The 17,159-nt window shown below is 70.7% G+C and carries 16 protein-coding genes; 13 read left to right on the top strand and 3 right to left on the bottom strand.

The window, feature by feature from the left end; translation table 11 throughout:
• Window positions 1-38: 38 nt before the first annotated feature.
• Window positions 39-461, top strand: a complete 423-nt coding sequence (locus tag Dsi01nite_RS42065; protein ID WP_203852010.1) for a hypothetical protein — start codon at window positions 39-41, stop codon at window positions 459-461.
• Between the two features lie 6 nt (window positions 462-467).
• On the top strand, window positions 468-914 hold the full coding sequence (locus Dsi01nite_RS42060; RefSeq protein WP_203852009.1) for an SMI1/KNR4 family protein: 447 nt from the start codon (window positions 468-470) through the stop codon (window positions 912-914).
• A gap of 26 nt (window positions 915-940) precedes the next feature.
• Here Dsi01nite_RS42060 and Dsi01nite_RS42055 read toward each other — a convergent pair whose 3' ends face one another.
• Together Dsi01nite_RS42055 and Dsi01nite_RS42050 are read right to left on the bottom strand one after the other, a co-directional pair.
• A complete protein-coding gene (locus Dsi01nite_RS42055) occupies window positions 941-1,225 on the bottom strand; it encodes a transcriptional regulator (protein ID WP_239136571.1) in 285 nt (94 codons plus the stop codon).
• 48 nt (window positions 1,226-1,273) lie between these two features.
• A complete protein-coding gene (locus Dsi01nite_RS42050; protein WP_203852008.1) occupies window positions 1,274-1,765 on the bottom strand; it encodes a winged helix-turn-helix transcriptional regulator in 492 nt (163 codons plus the stop codon).
• A gap of 89 nt (window positions 1,766-1,854) precedes the next feature.
• Between Dsi01nite_RS42050 and Dsi01nite_RS42045 the strand changes: the two genes are divergently transcribed.
• The 4 genes from Dsi01nite_RS42045 (at window position 1,855) to Dsi01nite_RS42030 (ending at window position 5,041) form a co-directional block, all read left to right on the top strand.
• The gene (locus Dsi01nite_RS42045; RefSeq protein ID WP_239136570.1) at window positions 1,855-3,294 is read left to right on the top strand and encodes an MFS transporter; all 1,440 of its coding nucleotides are present in this window, start codon (window positions 1,855-1,857) and stop codon (window positions 3,292-3,294) included.
• A 70-nt stretch (window positions 3,295-3,364) separates the two neighbouring features.
• Complete coding sequence (locus tag Dsi01nite_RS42040; RefSeq protein WP_203852007.1) at window positions 3,365-3,808, top strand: GNAT family N-acetyltransferase; 444 nt, start codon at window positions 3,365-3,367, stop codon at window positions 3,806-3,808.
• Between the two features lie 105 nt (window positions 3,809-3,913).
• The gene (locus Dsi01nite_RS42035) at window positions 3,914-4,498 is read left to right on the top strand and encodes a dihydrofolate reductase family protein (protein WP_203852006.1); all 585 of its coding nucleotides are present in this window, start codon (window positions 3,914-3,916) and stop codon (window positions 4,496-4,498) included.
• 24 nt (window positions 4,499-4,522) lie between these two features.
• Window positions 4,523-5,041: a hypothetical protein gene (locus tag Dsi01nite_RS42030; protein WP_203852005.1), complete on the top strand. Its 519-nt coding sequence runs from the start codon at window positions 4,523-4,525 to the stop codon at window positions 5,039-5,041.
• Here Dsi01nite_RS42030 and Dsi01nite_RS58525 read toward each other — a convergent pair.
• Window positions 5,038-5,169, bottom strand: coding sequence for a hypothetical protein (locus Dsi01nite_RS58525; protein WP_275423456.1), 132 nt, complete (start codon window positions 5,167-5,169; stop codon window positions 5,038-5,040). The two genes, Dsi01nite_RS42030 and Dsi01nite_RS58525, sit on opposite strands and share 4 nt — an antisense overlap.
• 80 nt (window positions 5,170-5,249) lie before the next feature.
• Here Dsi01nite_RS58525 and Dsi01nite_RS42025 point away from each other — a divergent pair, with 80 nt between their 5' ends.
• From Dsi01nite_RS42025 to Dsi01nite_RS41995, 7 genes are all read left to right on the top strand, one after another.
• Entirely contained in the window at window positions 5,250-6,020 is a 771-nt protein-coding gene (locus Dsi01nite_RS42025) for a tetratricopeptide repeat protein (RefSeq protein WP_203852004.1), read from the top strand.
• Window positions 6,021-6,024: 4 nt separating this feature from the next.
• On the top strand, window positions 6,025-8,295 hold the full coding sequence (locus Dsi01nite_RS58520) for a VWA domain-containing protein (protein WP_203852003.1): 2,271 nt from the start codon (window positions 6,025-6,027) through the stop codon (window positions 8,293-8,295).
• Between the two features lie 265 nt (window positions 8,296-8,560).
• Window positions 8,561-12,715: a hypothetical protein gene (locus tag Dsi01nite_RS42015; protein WP_203852002.1), complete on the top strand. Its 4,155-nt coding sequence runs from the start codon at window positions 8,561-8,563 to the stop codon at window positions 12,713-12,715.
• Window positions 12,712-13,515, top strand: a complete 804-nt coding sequence (locus Dsi01nite_RS42010) for an alpha/beta hydrolase family protein (protein WP_203852001.1) — start codon at window positions 12,712-12,714, stop codon at window positions 13,513-13,515. Before Dsi01nite_RS42015 ends, Dsi01nite_RS42010 begins: the two co-directional genes overlap by 4 nt.
• Window positions 13,516-13,562: 47 nt before the next feature.
• Window positions 13,563-15,197, top strand: a complete 1,635-nt coding sequence (locus tag Dsi01nite_RS42005; RefSeq protein ID WP_203852000.1) for a hypothetical protein — start codon at window positions 13,563-13,565, stop codon at window positions 15,195-15,197.
• 46 nt (window positions 15,198-15,243) lie between these two features.
• Complete coding sequence (locus Dsi01nite_RS42000) at window positions 15,244-15,762, top strand: SigE family RNA polymerase sigma factor (protein WP_203851999.1); 519 nt, start codon at window positions 15,244-15,246, stop codon at window positions 15,760-15,762.
• Window positions 15,759-17,156, top strand: a complete 1,398-nt coding sequence (locus Dsi01nite_RS41995; RefSeq protein ID WP_203851998.1) for a hypothetical protein — start codon at window positions 15,759-15,761, stop codon at window positions 17,154-17,156. Before Dsi01nite_RS42000 ends, Dsi01nite_RS41995 begins: the two co-directional genes overlap by 4 nt.
• Window positions 17,157-17,159: the final 3 nt, after the last annotated feature.

Raw genomic sequence — 17,159 nt, 5'->3', positions numbered from 1 at the left:
GGCACTACCTCTCACTCCGGCTCGCAGACGTCCCCGCAATGCCGGTCTGGCCGGCGGAGCGGGTACACCTCGCGGGCCCGAAAGGCTCCGTGGGCTGGGTGTTGTCGGCGGCGACCGACCCGGACGGCCGCTGGCACGACGAGCGCGTCACCTACGACCGGCCGCCCGATGACGACGAACCGGACGTCTCGGGTATGACCGCTGCTGTGGTGCTCCGGCCGTACGACGACGAGCTCGTCTACGCCAACGGCCACGTCCTGTCGACACCTGACGTCTTCGGCGTGGCCGGCGGCCCGGCGATCGGCCTCTACCCGAACCCGCACTGCCGCTCGTGCGACCGGTTGATGTTCCACGTCACGACGGTGAAGCACACCATCCGCGAGCACGGCCACGGCTGGCGCAGCCTGTGCCTCTGCGAGGACTGCCGGATCACGACCTGCACCGCGACGAACTGGAACTGATGGCCGGTGGATGACCGGGAGGCCCGACGGGAGGTGCTGCGGCTGCTGCCGCAGGCGCAACGAGCACCTGAGCAGGCGTTTCCGGGCGGTGCCGGCGACCGGGAACTCGCCGACCTGCAGCGGCGCCTCGGCGGTCCGCTGCCCGCGGTGCTCACCGACTGGCTACGGGTATGCAAAGGCGAGGCGATCTGCGCCGGCGGCGTGTACGGCGCCCGACCCGACCAGCCGTTCCTCGACATCGCCGAACGCGTGGCGCCGTTCCCGCAGTGGCGGGATCTCGGCTGGCTCCCCGTGGCCGGCGACGGCTGCGGCAACGTCTACGTGCTCCTGACCCGCGGAGACCTTGCCGGTCAGGTCGCCTTCGTCGACACGATGTCCGACCCAGGCAGCATCGAGTCCATCACCGCGGACAGCCTCTGGACGTTCCTGCGTTGGCTGCTGATCCGCGGCTGACCTCGACGGGGGCTGCCTCGACCGCCTCACGCTGTTGCTGGGCCCCGCTCGACGCGGTGGGCGATGCCGTGCTCGGCCGCGGTGGCGGCGATGTGCTGCAACGCGGTGATGTGACCGCCCAGTGCGGAGCGGCCGGTGGTGCTCAGCCGGATCCAGGTGCGCGGACGCTTGCCGACGTAGCCCTTGTCGACCTCGACGAACTCCAGGTTGGCAAGCGTCGTGACCTGCTTGGACAGAGCCGAGTCGGACAGCCCGACGGTGTCGCGGACGAAGCCGAACTCGGCCCAATCGGTGGCCGCCAACAAGGACACGATCGAGAAGCGGGTTGGATCGAGCAGCGTCTGCTGCAGTCCCTCAGTTCAGCGGCGGCCGGCGAGGACGTCGCGGGCGATGGCGTCGCGGCGGGCTGTCTCCTGTTCCTGGGCTTTGCGTTCTTCGGCTTCGCGGATGTCGTACGCCGCGCGGGCGGCCGCGATCTCGTTCTGGTGCCCCTCGGTCCAGTCGACGAGCGCGCGGATCGTTGCGTGCAGGGTCGCGCCGAGCGGCGTCAGCTCGTAGTCGACCCGCGGTGGGACGACGGCGTGGACCGTGCGGTGCACCAGGCCGTCGCGTTCCAACTGGCGCAGGGTGCGCGCGAGCATGCGCTGGCTGACCCCGTCGACCGCGCGACGCAGCTCGGTGAAGCGCAGGCTGCGCCGGTCGAGCAGGGCGATCACGAGCAGTGACCACTTGTCGGCGATCCGGTCGAGGATCTGCCGGACCTCGCAGTCCTCCCTGGTGTCCCACTGGCGGACGTCGTAGTCCTCGGTATCCCGGCAGTAACCGGGTGACTGGGAAGTGCCTTCTTCCATACCTCCCGATGGTGCCCAACGATGCCGTTAGTTACAAGAAGGAACCGGCAGGCCTCGCGGATACCGGTTCGGTAGGAGGGGAATTCCTGATGTTCACACCGCGCGCGTGGGGCGTGCTGTTCGTGTTGTGCGGCGCGATCTTCCTCGAAGGCATCGACGTTGCGATGGTCAACATCGCGCTGCCGGAGATCCGGGCCGACCTCGGGCTGTCGACGGGGGCACTCAGCGGCGTGGTCAGCGCCTACGTCCTCGGCTACGGCGGCTTCATGCTGCTCGGCGGGCGGGCCGCCGACCTGCTCGGCCACCGGCGCATGTTCCTGCTCTGGCTGGTCGTCTTCCTGCTCTTCTCCGGGATCGGCGGCGTGGCGACCACCGGCTGGATGCTGCTGCTGGCCCGGTTCGTCACCGGGGTCGCGGCGGCGTTCATGACACCGGCCGGCCTGGCGCTGATCACCAGCAACTTCCCGGCCGGGCCGCAACGGACGAAGGCGCTCGGCGTCTACGCCGGTGCGGCGGCCGGCGGGTTCTCCCTCGGCCTGGTCGCCGGGGGGCTGCTCACGTCGATCGGCTGGCGGTGGGTCTTCTTCGCACCGGTCATCGTGGCCGCGCTGACCCTGATGGCAGCCGTACCCCTGCTGAAGGAGCACAACGGCGACGCCGTCGCGTTCCGATGGATGCGCTTCGACCTTGCCGGCGCGGTGTCCAGCACCGCCGCGATGCTCCTGACCGTCTACGGCGTGATCCGCCTCGAGCGCCCCGGCGACGGCACGGCCGTGACGGTGGCCGTGTTCGCGGCCGCGCTCGCGTCGCTGCTGACGTTCATCACGGTCGAGCGGCGGTCGGCGGCACCGCTGGTGCGCCTGGGCGTCCTGCGGTCGGCTCCCCTGGTGCGGGCGAACCTCGTCGCCCTGCTGTTTCTGGCGGCATTCGCCGGGTTTCAGTTCCTGATGACGCTGTACCTGCAGGAACTGCGCGGCTGGACGACCCTGCAGACCGGTCTCGCGCTGCTGGTCGTCGCGCTCGACACGGTGCTCGCGCCGACCCTGACACCCAGACTCGTCGAGCGGTTCGGCAACGTGCGGGTCCTGTTCGGCGGCCTGGTGTCGGCGGCGCTCGCGTACGCCGCGTTCCTGCCGGTCGGCCTCGACTGGACGTACGCGATGATGCTTCCCACGCTGATCCTGCTCGGGTTGGGCTTCTCGCTGGCCTACGGGCCGCTGACCATGGCCGCCACCGACGACGTCGACGAGGACGAGCACGGCCTCGCCGCCGGCCTGCTGTACACGGCCCTACAGTTCGGCACGGCGCTCGGCCTGTCCGCGGTGACGGCGGTGAGCGTGGCCGCCCTGGACGGCGGATCCGGCGCCTTCACCGGCGACCCGGGGCTCGCCGCGGTGCGGGTGGCGTTGTGGGTCCCGCTGGCCGCGACGGTGGCAGCCGTGGCAGTGACCGCCTTCGGCCTCCGGGCACGTCAACCCGTTGCAACCAGGTCGGCCACGGTGGTCGGATCGGGATCGCGCCGTTCGTAGGTCGACCACCGACGCCGGCTGCAGGTCCGTGCCCGCGGGTGAGGATGACGACGGACGTACGGTAACTCCCGTGACCTTCGTCGTGGAGCTCGTAGACAGGTGTACTCCCGACGTGGTCGACGCGTTCTGCCGGTATGAGCCGCGCCTGTCGAGCCGGCCGAGCCCGCTGAAACCGGAGGTGCTGGCCAGGATGGTCGAATCGCACGCGTATCAGCTGCTGGTCGCCCGGAACGATGGCGTCATCCGCGCGACGCTCACGGCTGCGGTGTACCAAGCTCTCCGCGGCGTCACGGCCCGCATCGACGACGTCGTGGCCGAACAGGACCAGGAGGGTCAGGCGGCTGCGGTCGCCCTGGTCGAGGAAGCCATCCGGCGCGCGGGGGTGGGCGGTGCCGACAGCGTCCAGCTTGTCTCCAAGCCGGCGCTGCCGGTGGCGAACGGCACCTACGAGCGACTCGGGTTCGTCCAGGAAGGCCCTGGGCTCTACCGCCGTGCGATACCAGGGCGATCGTGAGCAGGCGACCACGAGTGCACGTGGTTGTCGGATCGGGGTCGTGCTGTTCGTAGTTGAGGTGAGAGTCGCCCACAACGGGCACCCATACCCGCGGAGGAGCACATCATGACTGTCACCTATACCTTCGATGTCTTCTGTACCCTCGACGGCTTCGGCTCCTACGACAGCAACGGCGACTGGGGCGGCTACTGGGGTAAGCAGGGGCCCGAGTTCCTCGACCGCCGCCTCGCCCAGTTCAACGAGGAGCAGCGGCTGGTCATCGGGGCCGACACGTTCCGGGAGTTCGTGCACTTCCTCGGGCCGGCCTCCGAGGAGTCGCCGTTGAGCGACCCGATCAACGCCCGGATGAAGACCATGCCGACCACGGTGATCTCCTCCACGCTGCGCGGGCCCCTCGACTGGCCGGACGCGACCCTCGCCAGCGGCGACGCCGTCGACATCGTCGCCCGCCTCAAGAAGGAGTCGACGGTGCCGCTGCGCTCGCACGGCAGCCTCCAGCTGAACCGCGCGTTGATGGCCGCCGGCCTGGTCGACCGCGTCCAGGTCACCATCTTCCCGGTGATCAGCGGCCGGACCGGCACCGACCCGATCTTCGGCGGAGCGGCCGACTTCGACCTCGAACTGCTCGAGAGCCGGACGCTCGACGGCCGTACCCAGGAGCTCATCTACCGACCGACGCTGCATGACTGAACCCGTCCGCGGGTATCAGGTGGCGTGGATCGTCACTTCGTCAAGGCGCTGCTCTACGCCTGGGACCGGCCCGAGTTTCGGGCCGGTCTGCGGCAGCTCATCGACCTCGACGAGGTGACCCGCCTGCTCGCCGCGCTCTCCGTCGAGGACCACGACCACGAGGTCGAACTGCGGGCCATGGACCTGCTCCGTTCGGCCCTGGACACGGCGGAGATCCGGCGGGCGACGCTGCTGCTCGTCGAGGACGACGACGTGCGGCACCACCTCGCGGCGGGCATCACCGGCGGCATGGCCGACCGCCCGGACCTGGCCCGGTCGATCCGTGCCGCGCTGGACGACCCGGAGGTCCGCACCGAACTGCGCGCCGCCCTCGAGTCCGCGCCGCTGCGCGCGGTCATCTGGAAGGTGGCCGAGAACCAGTTCCAGGGGCGGCGTTGGGCGTTGATCCGTGCCGCCGCGGTCCTGTTGGTACGCCACCGCCACGCCCGCCGTCTCGCCTTTGCCCTGCGCCGCCACGGCATGCTCCGCGCACTGCGTAGTTAGGTTTCCCGCTGTCCGGCGTACCAGACCGCCGCGCCGTAGAGGACGCCGCCGAGGAGGAAGTACGCGTCGATCGTTCGGGCGGACCACAGCGTGTACGCCGACGGTTCGGATGATCCACGGAACGGCATCGTCCGAACACCTGGTGTCACTTCGACGCCCGGTGTGGATGGATGAATGCCGGTGGTACTCCTGCCCGGATGGGAGACGCATGACGGAGTTGCTGCGGGTAGTCGGCTCGGTCGCCGGCCTTGCAGGGATCGGGTTCGGGGCGCTGCTGCTCATCTACCGTGACTTCGTCCGGCAGTTCCTGCAGCGCCGCGCGTTTCGGACGCTGTCCGCGACCCAGGCCACCACGCTGCTCATCGCGGTCGTGGTGCTGACGTTCGCCATCGCCGTCGCCGGCGTCTTCGCCGGCCTGGTGCCCAACGCCGGCCCGGTCACGTTCCTGATCCTCATCGGCCTGTTGCTCTGCTTCACCGTCGTTGTGCTGGTGCTGATCGGGCCGCAGCGCGAGGGGCGCGCCGCGCCGGCCGTCGTCCCACGTGCGGACGACCTGGAGCGGTTGATCGATCGGGGTGCCCTCGACGCCGCCGAGCAGGACCTTGGCCGTCTGTTCAGCGCCGGCCACGACGAGCCACCGGTGTGGTACTGGCGGGCCCGGATCGCGGCGGCCCGGGACAATCTGCCGGTCGCGCTCGCGTACGCCGACGAGGCACTGAAACGCGAGCCGCACCACGTCGCCGCCAGTGCGCTGAAGGTCCGCCTGCTGCTGCTGAGCCCGGGCCGGGGCGATCGTACCCGCGCCAAGCGCCTGGCCGAATCCTTGCGCGGTGTCGATGGCCGGCTCGACAGCTGGCTGGACCTCGTGACCGCCTCCGGCCTGTTCCGTCCCGGCGTGACCACCGCCGCCGAGATCGACGCCCGCTGCCCGCTCCCGGCCGAGCTCCGGCTCCCGGTTCCGACCGCTCAGGATGGTTGATCCCGTGTCCGATGACCAATCCGCGCTCGCCCTGCTCGTGCTGTCCGGCCGGGCAGGCAGCCCCGGATCTGACGCCGCCCTGGCGATGTGCAACGACCGCGCCGCCGTCGCCGGCGTGACCATCTCGCGGGTGGTGGCACTTGACGTGTCCGACCCACGTTGGATGGAGGCCGACAGGGTGTCGTATGTGTTCGGAGGTCAACCGTTCCCGGCCGTCGTGGTCTACTTCGATCCGCTGGTTACGGTGGTGCCCGACCAGCTGCGGCTGATCCTCCGCAGTTGGGTCAACGCGGGCTCGCACCTGCTGGTCCCGTTCGGCAAGCTCTCGGCCAACGAGGTGCGCCAGCGGCTGCTGGGCGACAGCCTCCCCGTGCCGCCGGGCCTTCCACCCGCGCTACTCACGGCGATACCCGACCCCGACGACGCGGATATTGACCTGCTCCCGCCGAGTCCGCCCCGGCAACGGCGGCTGCACAGGATCGCTCCACCGCCGCCCATGGCTCCTCCGCCGTCTCTGCCGCCCGTGGATCCTCCGCCGCCTCCGCCGCTGCCTATGGCTCCTCCGCCGGTGTACGACCGCCGGGCAGTCAGCCCGCAGCCGCTGCGCATCGCACCTGGTCCGGCCGATCGGATCTGGGGCAACCAGATGGCGGTTGGCTCCAGGCAGGCCCAGTCGGCGGCGCCGAGCTGGGAGCCGATGCGGGAGCCGCGGAGCGGGCCGTTGCCGCACGACGGGCTGTTCGTGCGGCGGAACAACGCGTTCGGCACGCGGTCGACGGTGAGCATTCGCGACCTCATCAACAACGGCGTGCTCATCGAGCAGACGCAGGTCCGCTTCGACGACTTCGTCAGCGACGACGGCGGCGTACCGCTGCCGCTGCCCGGGCAGGCGCTCTCCGTCAGTTACGGGGCCACGCCGGTCGCCGGGGACGCCAAGGCCGAGCCGGCCAGCACGCACTTCGTGGAGATCGCGCTGCGGGCCGGCGACGAGCCGCCGGCCGGCCGAGGGCTGCAGGAGCAGTTGCCGGTGAACTTCGTGTTCGTCGTCGACGTCAGCGCGTCGATGGGCGGGCAGAAGCTGGACATGGTCAAGATGGCGGTGCGGGAGCTGTACCGCAAGCTGCGCCCGGACGACATCCTCGGCATCGTGACGTTCTCCACCAGCGCGGCCACCGTGCTGCCGGCCACCCCTCGGCGGCTGCTCTCCGAGGAGGACTTCGCGGCGCGGGTCGGCGGGATGCGCGCGAGCGGGGGCACCGACCTGAACCTGGGCCTGCAGTACGGCATCGCCGAGATCCGCCGGCATCACGACGACGGCGGCCACGGCGCGGTCAGCTGCGTGTACCTGTTCTCCGACGGGGAGCCCAACTCGGGCGAGTCGAACTGGATCAACATCCGGCACAACGCCGCCGGGCAGCTTCGCGGCGACGTGACGCTGTCGTGCTTCGGGTTCGGCACGGACGCGCGGATGGGGGAACTGGATGCGCTCGCCGGGCTCGCCGGCGGGCACTCGACGTTCGTGACGGATCCGATGGACGTGCGCCTCAGCCTCGACGAGGACCTGCAGCGGCGGGACCTGCTCGCCGCGATGAACATCCAGCTGCGCATCGACCTGGACCCCGACGTCACGCTGTGGCGGGTCTACGGCCACGATCTCGTCGACGAACCCGCCGCCCGTCAGGCGATCCTGCGCGACGCCGACGACCTGCGGGAACGGGCCCGTGACCGCTACGGCGTCAGCCCGGTCCAGCATCTCATCGACACCGAGGGCGGAGTGCGCATCTTCGCACCCGACCTGGCGTTCGGCGAGACGTACTGGGTCGTGCTCGAGGTCCAGATCCCGCCGGGCGGCGACGCGTCGTTCGGCGACGCCACCGTCCAGTACGCCGACACCGTGGCGCACGAGCCGGTCCGCCGGTCGCTGCAGCTGTCCGGCAGCGGTTCGCTCACCGCCGAGACGGTGCTGGCACACGGCATCGGTCTCTGGACGAGCGAGGTGACCTTCGCCGCGCTCGACGACCTGCACGCCAGCGACCGCGCGACGGCAACGACGCGCATCCAACGGCACATCGACAGTCTGCGGATGGTGCACCGGACGGTTCCGCTGCCGCAGTTCCGCGACGATCAGGTGACGCTGACGAAGTTCCTGTCCCTGGCGGGGAACCTCGGCCGGGTACAGATGACCAGTGACAGCGGCGGCCAGTACATGATCCACAGCATGAGCGAGTTCGGCCGGGTCCGCAGTGGTCTCCTGCGTGGCACCTCCACCGTCTGAACGATCCCAGGGTGACATCCGGAACTTCGTTCCGATCATCCGACATTGGCGCATCCGATTCGGCGACCCGTTCGCCTGAAGGGATGGAATCCCCGGCAGCCCGTTGACCGGTGTTTGATCGCTGTGCGAATGTCCGTCCGAGTACGCGTCCGGCGAGAGGTGGGCTTCGCTTCCCATGGGCGGCCATCGCGGATCAGGCCGCCGCGCTTTGTGCATCGGCCTGGCCGACTTCGGCCGTTATGAGGGCGAGCCGCCCGCAAACGCTTTGCCGGCGCTGCCGTTCGCGCATATCCGGACGCGGGACGTCGCCCGATCACTGGCGAGGCTCGGCTACGACTGCGATGTCGTCGCGCCGGAAGCCCTGCCGGATTCGAACGCGGTCGGCGGCCAGGTGCGGGCCGCCATCACCGGCGGAGCAGCCGCCGACGTCCTCGTCGTGTACGTCGTCAGTCACGGCCATCTGGCGGCCAGCGGCGTGTACGTCATCGGTCCCGACGGCGAGTACGAGGAATCGACCAATGTAGCGGGATGGGTCGCGGCCATCGAGGACTTCCCGCACAAGCCCCGGCCGACGACGCTGTTCCTGGTGGACACCTGCCACGCGGGTGCGGCGGCGCGGCTCGAGTGGTTGCGGGCCGCCGGCCAAGGAACGCGTGCCTGGGTGATCGCGGCAACGTCGGGCGAAGGGCTCGCCTATGACGGCATCTTCAGCGTCGCCGCGGGCCGGGTGCTGCAGCAGATCGGCGACGGCGAGATCGACTTCTATCCGGCCCAGGATTACGTGCCGTTCGGGCATGTTGTGGAGCACATCCGTCGCGAGGTGGCCCGGCTGGGCGGTGCCGCTCAGACGGTCTGCAGCACGCCGGTGGACGGCAGCCCGTCACCGCCGTTCTTCCCGAACCGCCGCCCGCCGCTGGCCGGATCGCTGAGCCCGGCACGACGCAACGCGGACCGTGCCGCGCTGCCGTTCCTGGACCTCGACGTGGCGCTGGACCCGGCGCACTTCCTCGACCGGGCATCGGGCCTGCGAGCCGTCGACGACCGGATCTCCGCCGGTTGCTTCACCGGCCGCAGCAACCAGCTGCTGCACCTGAACCGCTGGCTGGCCGGCGGAACGGGCTCGATCTGTGTCGTGACCGGCGGCCCCGGCTCCGGCAAGTCGGCGCTGCTCGGCATCGTGGTCTGCGCCGGGCACGGTCACCTGCGGGAGGAGACTCGGCCGCTGTGGGAGCACCTCGGCGAGCTCGCGCCGCACCGCGTCGCCGACATGGCGGCGATCCATCTGCGAGAACGGACCGTCGCCGAGACGGTGGCCTCGCTGGTCCGCCAGCTCGGCCTGTCGGCATCGGTGACCACGGCCCCGGACGCCGTCGACGCGGTCCTGCGGCGAGCGGCCGCCCCGCTGATCGTCGTGGACGCGCTGGATGAGGCCGTGGGCCAGCTGGGGATCATCGAGGACCTGCTCCTGCCGCTCGCGCGGAGCCGCCGGCCCGATGGCCGCCAGGGCTGCCGGCTGCTGGTGGGCATGCGGCCCTGGGACCAGTTCGCGCCGCTGCGCGATCTGGCCGCCGACAGCGACGGGCTCCTCGATCTGGACCGGATCCCGATCGACGAGCTCCGGACGGACCTGGCGGTCTACCTCGACGACGTCCTGGCGTTCGCGCCCGCGTACGGCTCGAACCAGGTCCGCGCGCTGCGGCGGGAGCTGGCGCAGCACGTCGCCGCCGCGCTGACCGATGCGGACCGGGACCGGGGCGGTGAGTTCCTGTCGGCCGCGATGTTCGCCAACTGGCTCGTGCAGCACCATCCCGACGGCATCGGCCAGGCCGGCATCGCCGCGGTCGCGGCCCGGGTCCCGCGCGGCGTCCCGGAAATGCTGGAGATGGACCTGTCCGACCGGACGGACGAGCCGTGGCTGCGCCCGGTCCTGGTCGCCATCGCGCACGCCCAGGGCGCGGGCATGCCGGCCAGCGTGATCCGCCGGCTCGCCCCGATCTACACCGACTCGGCAGAGCAGGTCGACCACCTGACCGCCGGCGAGTTCGACGTCGTGCTGAAGCAGGTCCGGTTCTATCTGCGGTCGAGCCCGGACGACGACGGCACGACGCTGTACCGGATCTTCCACCAGGGCCTCATCGATCAACTGCGGCGGGACGACGACTCTCTCGACGCGCTGGTCGACCGGTTGCTGGTCGGCGCGCCGCAGGACGAGTCCGGCGCCCGGCGGTGGGACGCGGCCGAGCCTTACGTGCGCCGGCACCTGGCTCGCCACGCCGTCGACGCGGGCCGGCTCGACGAGCTCCTGGACCAGGGACCCACGGAGCTGGAGCCGCTGTTCAACTCCGCCCGGACCGCTCGCGCCGCATCCGTCGCCGCCGTCACCCGCGAATCGGCTCGGTGGGGCGCGTCGCCCGAGCGCGCGGCGTCGTGGCGCGACGCCCAAGCGATCAACGCCGTGCGCTACGGTCAGCCGCAACTCGCTCGCCGGCTGAGCAGGGTCGCCAACCTGCCGCGGCCTGTGTGGTGGCCGCAGTGGTCGACCGGCAGCGAGGTGTCCCCGGCGGCCCGCGCGGTGTTCACGAACCCCGACGGGGTCGTGACGAGCGTGGATGTCGCGCAAGTGGAGGGCCATCCGGTGGCCGTGGCCGGGACGGACAGCGGCTGGATCAGAGTGTGGGACATGCGCACCGCGCAACTCGTGTCCTCGATACAAGTGAGCATACCGAGCATCGGCCGGTTGGTCTGCGGACACGTTGACGGTCGGCCGGTTGCGGTCGCGAGCGGCACAGCGGGACTGGTCGTCATCCACGACCTGACCGATGGACGGCCGCTCATCGAAGTGAACGCCACGTCGTACTACCGATCGCCGTGCATCGCGCTGGCCCAGGTCCAGGGGCGTCCGGTGCTGGTCGTCGGCTATCGCGGCGCTGCCGTGGTCTGGGACATCCGCAGTCGAGAGCGAACCGACCTGCGACTCGGCAACGACGCGCGCATCGTCACGGCGATCAGCTGTCTGACGTTGGCCGGCGTACCCATCGCGGTGGTGGCATCAGAAGGCCGCCAAACTTCGCAAGGGACGATCAGCAAATGGGATTTGCGCACGTGCAGCCGGATCGGCGACGAGTTCGATATTGATGAGGTCAAGGACATCACCTGTGCCGAACTCAACGGTCGGCAGGTCGTCATCTGCTGCAGCCACGACCGGGTATGGATGTGGGATCTCCATGACAACCGGCCGACCGGGCCGGCGGGAACCGGCCATAGGGGCTCACTCGAGTGTCTGGCGTACACCTATCTCGACGGAGTTCCGGTCGCCATCACCGGCGACAGCTACGCGGTCCGGCTGTGGGACGTGGCGGCAGGAAAGCAGATCACCGCGGCGATGACGGGCCACGTCGGCGCAGTTTCGGCGGTGGCGGCGGCACAGCTCGACGGATTCCCCATCGCGGTCAGTGCCGGTGACCGGACCGTGCGTCTGTGGAGTACATCGCCGACCGAGACGGACCAGTCGGTCCGCGTGGGACATGAGCGTCCGCTGCGTGCCGTCGCCGTCGTCCCCGGGCCGGACGCAGGGACGGCCGTCACAGCCGGCGTAGACCGAAGGATTCACCGGTGGAGCCTGGACATCGGTCTCCCGGTGGGTGATTTGCTCCCGGACCACGACTCAACCGTCCGGGCGATGACCAGCACCCGGTTCGAAGGCAAGCCAGTCCTCGTCACGGGCTCGGAGGACAACTCTTTACGGGTGTGGGACCTCCAGTCCGGTGTGATGACCGGACAGCTGGCGGGCATCGGCGGACTGGTGCGCGCGGTGACCTGTGTTCACCACAGCGGGCGGACGCTGGTTGCTGCCGCAGTCGGCGACACGATCGGAATCTTGGATCTGGCCACCCTTCGCCTCGCCGGCTCGTCGCTGCGCGGTCATAGAAGCTGGATTCACGCCCTGTTGTGCGTCGAACTCCCGGACGGGCCGATCGTCGTCTCCGGCAGCGACGACGGCACAGTCCGGCTCTGGGACATTGCCACCCGCAGCCAGATCGGCGAGCCGCTCACCGGCCACCGAGGCGTGGTGAACGCGCTCGCCGGCGTGGTCATCAACGGTCGGCAGATGATCCTCAGCGGCGGCACCGACGGAACGGCCCGGCTCTGGGACATCCGGCCGGACCAGATGCGGGAGGTCCGTGTCGTGGCACAGCACAAATCGGCGATCTACGCGGTCGCGAGCACCACGCTGGCCGGTCGGCCCGTCGCGGTGATCGGCGACAACGGACTGTGGACCTACCATCTGGACCGGCCCGGACCGGCCAACGTGTTCTCGCTGCCGCACCAGGTGCGGGCCGTCACCGCGACCGACACCGGCGACATCGTCGTGGCGTACGGCAACGAGGTCGCCCTGTTCACGAAGGAGCAGCGCGAATGAGCATGACCATCCTCGGCGTCCACGGGGTGGGCAACCACCAGCCGGGCGTCGACCCGGACCAGGCCGCGGCCACCATCGCCGGATGGTGGACCGCAGCCCTCGGCGACATTCCGGCCAAGACGGTCATGGCGTACTACGCGCACCGTCTCCGACCGTCGCGCGTCGCTCAGGGCGGCGCCGACGAGCCGGACTCCGAACTGGAGCCGGACATCTACGCCTGGGCGCGGGAGCTCGGCTGGCCGGACCGGACCCCGCAGGGCATGGTCACCGCACCGATCCGCGCCGTCGTGAGCTGGGTGGCCACCACGTACGGCCTGGACCAGCGGCTGACCCAGATGTTCGTCGAGCGGTTCTTTCGCGAGCTCCACCGCTACTTCACCGACGCGGAGCGGCGGGACGCCATCGTGACCGGCGTCGCCGATCTCGTCGATCAGCATCAACCCCGTGTCGTCGTCGCCCATTCGTTGGGCTCGGTCGTGGCGTACGAAGCATTGTGGCGGCGCGACGGCCACCCGATCGACCTGTTCATCACCATCGGCTCGCCGCTCGCCATGCCCAGCGTGGTCCACGACCGGCTGGTCGTCCGCGACGGCGGGCACCGCCGTCCACCCAGGGTGCGCCGCTGGCTCAACATCGCCGACCCAGGGGACGTCGTGGCCATTCCGCGGCATGGGCTCGGCCAGAGCTTCGCCGGCGTCGAAGCCGACATCACGACCGCGATCCACGCGTTCGACTTCCACCGCGCCACCAACTACCTGCGATCCGCTAAGGTTCGCGAACCCATTGCCGCGTGCGGCTGAATCGGTGGGCCGTACACTTCGGCAGCCGACGCCGGGGAGGAGATCGTATGCAGGACGCGATGGAGATCGCCGAGCCTGACGAGGACGGCTCGGACGTCGACCCGGCGGCGACCGTTCTGGCGGAGGTGCTCCCGGGTATTGCCGTGGTCTTCGGCAAGGTGCCGCCGGAGCTCCAGCTCGACCTGATCGATTTCGGGCTCGTGCCGGCCGGTGACCGTGAGCAGATCTCCGCCTTCCTCGCCTCGATCGGCAACACGGCGACCGTGACCGGCAACCTCGGCAACGCGTTCGCCAGCGTGCAGGGGCTGTACCGGATCAGCGACGCGACCCAGGCCATGCTGAGAGCCGGCGCGACGCTTGCCGTCAAGGACGGCGCGAACCTCGGCGCGGTGATGGTGCCCGGTCGGATCGTCGGGCAGGCCCGCTGGATCCCGTTGTCCCGGGTGAGCGCGGCGCAGAGCGCGGCTGCGATCGGGCCGGCGCTGGCCATGGTCGCCCTGCAGATGCTGTTGAACGAGGTGGCGGGCCTCGTCAAGACCAACGTCGCGATGACCGGCCAGGTGCTCACGACCATCCGTCACGGGCAGTGGGCCGAGCTGACGGCGCTCGTCGCCACCATCGATCACGTGGTCGACCAGGCGCGCGAGGTCGGGTCGGTCCCGACGTCGCTGTGGGACACCGTCGCGGGGAAGAAGACGGAGCTGCGCACGCAGGTCGACCTGTACCAGTTGAACGTCGGCGCGCACATCCGGCAGCTGCATCAGCTCGACGCGCGTGGCCGCCGCGAATATCTCGAGTCGAACGCCGAGGCGATCGTGTTCGACGCGAACGCCCTGCTGTCCTCGGTCAAGGCGTGGACCGGTTATCAGGCGCTGCATGCCGCGCGGGCGAGAGCCGCCGCTGCCGATGACGCGGGCGAGGCCCTGCTGGTCGACTCCATCGCGCGGCACACCGGCAAGGAGCTGGACACCGCGCTCGCCGAGACGACGAGTCTCGTCGACGCGCTGACCCGGGAGCTGCGCATCATCGCCGAGCTCCCCGGACGCGACACGCTGACACTGCCGGGGATGCGGAAGGACTCGACCGCGGCCCGCCAGACCTCCGCCCGGCTGCTCGAGGCGATCGAGCCGCTCGCCGACGCGCTGCATCCGCCGGCCCCGCCGCTCGTGGCGCCGGACGTGGTCTGCGCGCCGAAGTCACTGGTGCTGGAGCCGTACCTGCGCATCCTGCGCTGGTTCCTCGACGACGGCGAGACCATCCGCGTCCTCGGATTCCCGGAGCAGGTCGAAGGACCGGGGACGATCTCGGCGATCTTCAGCGGGGCCAAGGACATGCTGGGGGGATCCAAGGACAGGACGCTGGTCGTCGTCACGGATCGCCGCGTCATCGCGACCGGCACGAACGCGTTCCTCGAGCAGGCCGAGATCCGCCAGGACATCCCGGTCGACCTGGTGCGCTACGTCCGGGCGGCAACCACGCAGGACAAGAACGGGCGTCTGGCGATCGACCTCATCACCCGCGACGAGAACATCCGCTGGCTGTTCCCGGCCGACATCGACGGTACGCAGGTGGACGCGCTCGCCGCCGTGCTGGCCGAGTCGATGACGATCCCGGACGCCGAACGCGACGAGTTGCAGCGACGGCGCCAGCCCAAAGCGCTGACCGGCGCAGAAGCCACCTGAAAAACGCACGCTCAACCTGTTCGCCGCGGGAGGCGTCTTACCTTCCATGGACGATGACGGGTTCCGGGCGTTCGTCACGGCGCAGTGGGAGCCGCTGACCCGCACCGCGTACCTGCTGACCGGGGACCGGGGCGCCGCCGAGGATCTCGTGCAGTCGGTGCTGGAGAAGTCGCACCGGCGGTGGGGGCGGATCGTGCGGTCCGACGCCCCTGAGATCTACGTGCGCCGGGCCATGGTCAACACCGCGATCTCGTGGCGGCGGCGCAGGAGGGTCGTCGAGGTGCCGTTGCTGGCGGCCGACGCGGCGCCGGCGGCGGACCAGTACGACCGGGCGGACACCAGGCAGCAGCTGCTGGTGGCGTTGCGGAAGCTGCCCCCGCGGACCCGGGCCATCCTCGTGCTGCGCTACTTCGAGGACCTCAGCGAGGCCGACATCGCCCAGGTGCTCGGCTGCTCGACCGGGTCGGTGAAGAGCCAGGCGTCGCGAGGACTGGCCCGGTTGCGCGACCACGTCGACCCGTACCCGGGGAACGCCCCGGCCCGCCTGCAGGGAGAAACGGCATGACCGAGCATGTTGCGGCCGCTCTGCGCGCGGCCCTGACCGACGAGGCCGCCAAGGCCATCACGGCGGAGGACCCGTGGCCGCGGTTCGCCGCCCGGGAGACCCGCCACCGGCGGCAGCGCCGGATCCGCCGGTCCGCCGTCGCCGGGCTGCTCCTGGTCGCGGTCGGCATCCAGAGCAACGTGGTGCCGCTGCCGGGCTGGATGCCGGGCGTCGCGGTCGCCGCCGCCCCGTCGCGGCTGTCGGCGGGCCCGCCCAGAGGCGGCCTCGCCGGTGACGTCGCCTGGCAGGACGGGCTGCGGCGGCAGGTCAAGGACATGCAGGACCCGGAGGGGTGGTGGCGGGTCGGTGACCGGGGCACGATCCGCGTCGTGTACGCCGGCGACGTCCCCGGCATGCGCCTCGCGCTGGTCCTGGTGCCGCTGCACTTCGGGGTGATCAGGAGCTGGACGCTGGTCTGGTACGCGGGACCGACCGGCGCCGCGCCCGAGCAGATGGAGCAGCACTCGAACACGAACGCGGACACTCCGGTCGCGACGCTGCTGCACGGCTCGGCCGACCGTGGCGGTGTGGCGGTCGTCGTCGGACCTCCGGGGTCGACGGTGACGATCAGCGGCGGCGCCACGTACTCCGCGGCGGGCACCGTGGACCGCAAGCTCCTCGCGACCTCCGCCGACGGCAGCGGCGTGGCCGTGGCCGAGCTGCCGGCCGGCGGACCGCCGCGGCTCGCGACCCGGATCACCGTCGACGGCGCCGTCTCCTTCGAGGGCGGCCTGGACGGCGGCTGGTCGGGCCGCTTCGGCAGCGGAACGGATCCGAGCCCCGAGATGCTCGACGCCGCTGCCCGCGACGCGCGGGGGCCGGGCCTGGACCGGGACAGGTTCCTCAGGTTCGCATCGACGGCGCTGAACGACAGCCGCCTCGAGGTCGAGGACGTGACCCTCAGGCTGCTGTGGACCGGCACCGTCAACGGCCAACCCGCCGCCCTGCTGAGCGTCCAACCGCACGGTGGTGGTGTCATCGTGTACGCCATGCACGGCGGCGTCGACTGGCTGCGGTTCGACCTGCGGCTGCTCCTGCCCGCCGCCGGCGCCTTCGAGCGGCCGATCGGGTGGCGGCTGCGCGCCGAGGGCAAGGACACCCAGACCGACCAGGTCGTCGTGGTGGCACCGCCGGGCGCCGCGTCGGTCACCGTCACTGCCGGTGGCAGCTCCCCCGCGCCGGTGCCACTGGACGCGTCCGGAGCCGGCACGACCACCGTCCCACCGGGCAACCCAGCCGTCGTCACCGCGTACACCTCCGGCGGCGTGACGATCGCGAGCACTCCCCTGCACGTCCTGGACACCGACATGGGCCAGCTGCCGGGCGACACGCCGGGGACCAGGGTCGTCGGATGACCG

It is taken from the genome of Dactylosporangium siamense (genome assembly GCF_016862795.1).
In the GTDB taxonomy this organism is placed as follows: Bacteria; Actinomycetota; Actinomycetes; order Mycobacteriales; family Micromonosporaceae; genus Dactylosporangium; species Dactylosporangium siamense.
This window is presented reverse-complemented; position numbering and strand designations above follow the sequence as displayed.

Coding starts and splice junctions, on each gene's coding strand:
- Dsi01nite_RS42065 (WP_203852010.1), top strand. CDS start 39: ATGCCGGTCTGGCCGGCGGAGCGGGTACACCTCGCGGGCCCGAAAGGC.
- Dsi01nite_RS42050 (WP_203852008.1), bottom strand. CDS start 1,765: ATGGAAGAAGGCACTTCCCAGTCACCCGGTTACTGCCGGGATACCGAG.
- Dsi01nite_RS42045 (WP_239136570.1), top strand. CDS start 1,855: ATGTTCACACCGCGCGCGTGGGGCGTGCTGTTCGTGTTGTGCGGCGCG.
- Dsi01nite_RS42035 (WP_203852006.1), top strand. CDS start 3,914: ATGACTGTCACCTATACCTTCGATGTCTTCTGTACCCTCGACGGCTTC.
- Dsi01nite_RS58525 (WP_275423456.1), bottom strand. CDS start 5,169: ATGCCGTTCCGTGGATCATCCGAACCGTCGGCGTACACGCTGTGGTCC.
- Dsi01nite_RS42025 (WP_203852004.1), top strand. CDS start 5,250: ATGACGGAGTTGCTGCGGGTAGTCGGCTCGGTCGCCGGCCTTGCAGGG.
- Dsi01nite_RS42010 (WP_203852001.1), top strand. CDS start 12,712: ATGAGCATGACCATCCTCGGCGTCCACGGGGTGGGCAACCACCAGCCG.
- Dsi01nite_RS42005 (WP_203852000.1), top strand. CDS start 13,563: ATGCAGGACGCGATGGAGATCGCCGAGCCTGACGAGGACGGCTCGGAC.
- Dsi01nite_RS42000 (WP_203851999.1), top strand. CDS start 15,244: ATGGACGATGACGGGTTCCGGGCGTTCGTCACGGCGCAGTGGGAGCCG.
- Dsi01nite_RS41995 (WP_203851998.1), top strand. CDS start 15,759: ATGACCGAGCATGTTGCGGCCGCTCTGCGCGCGGCCCTGACCGACGAG.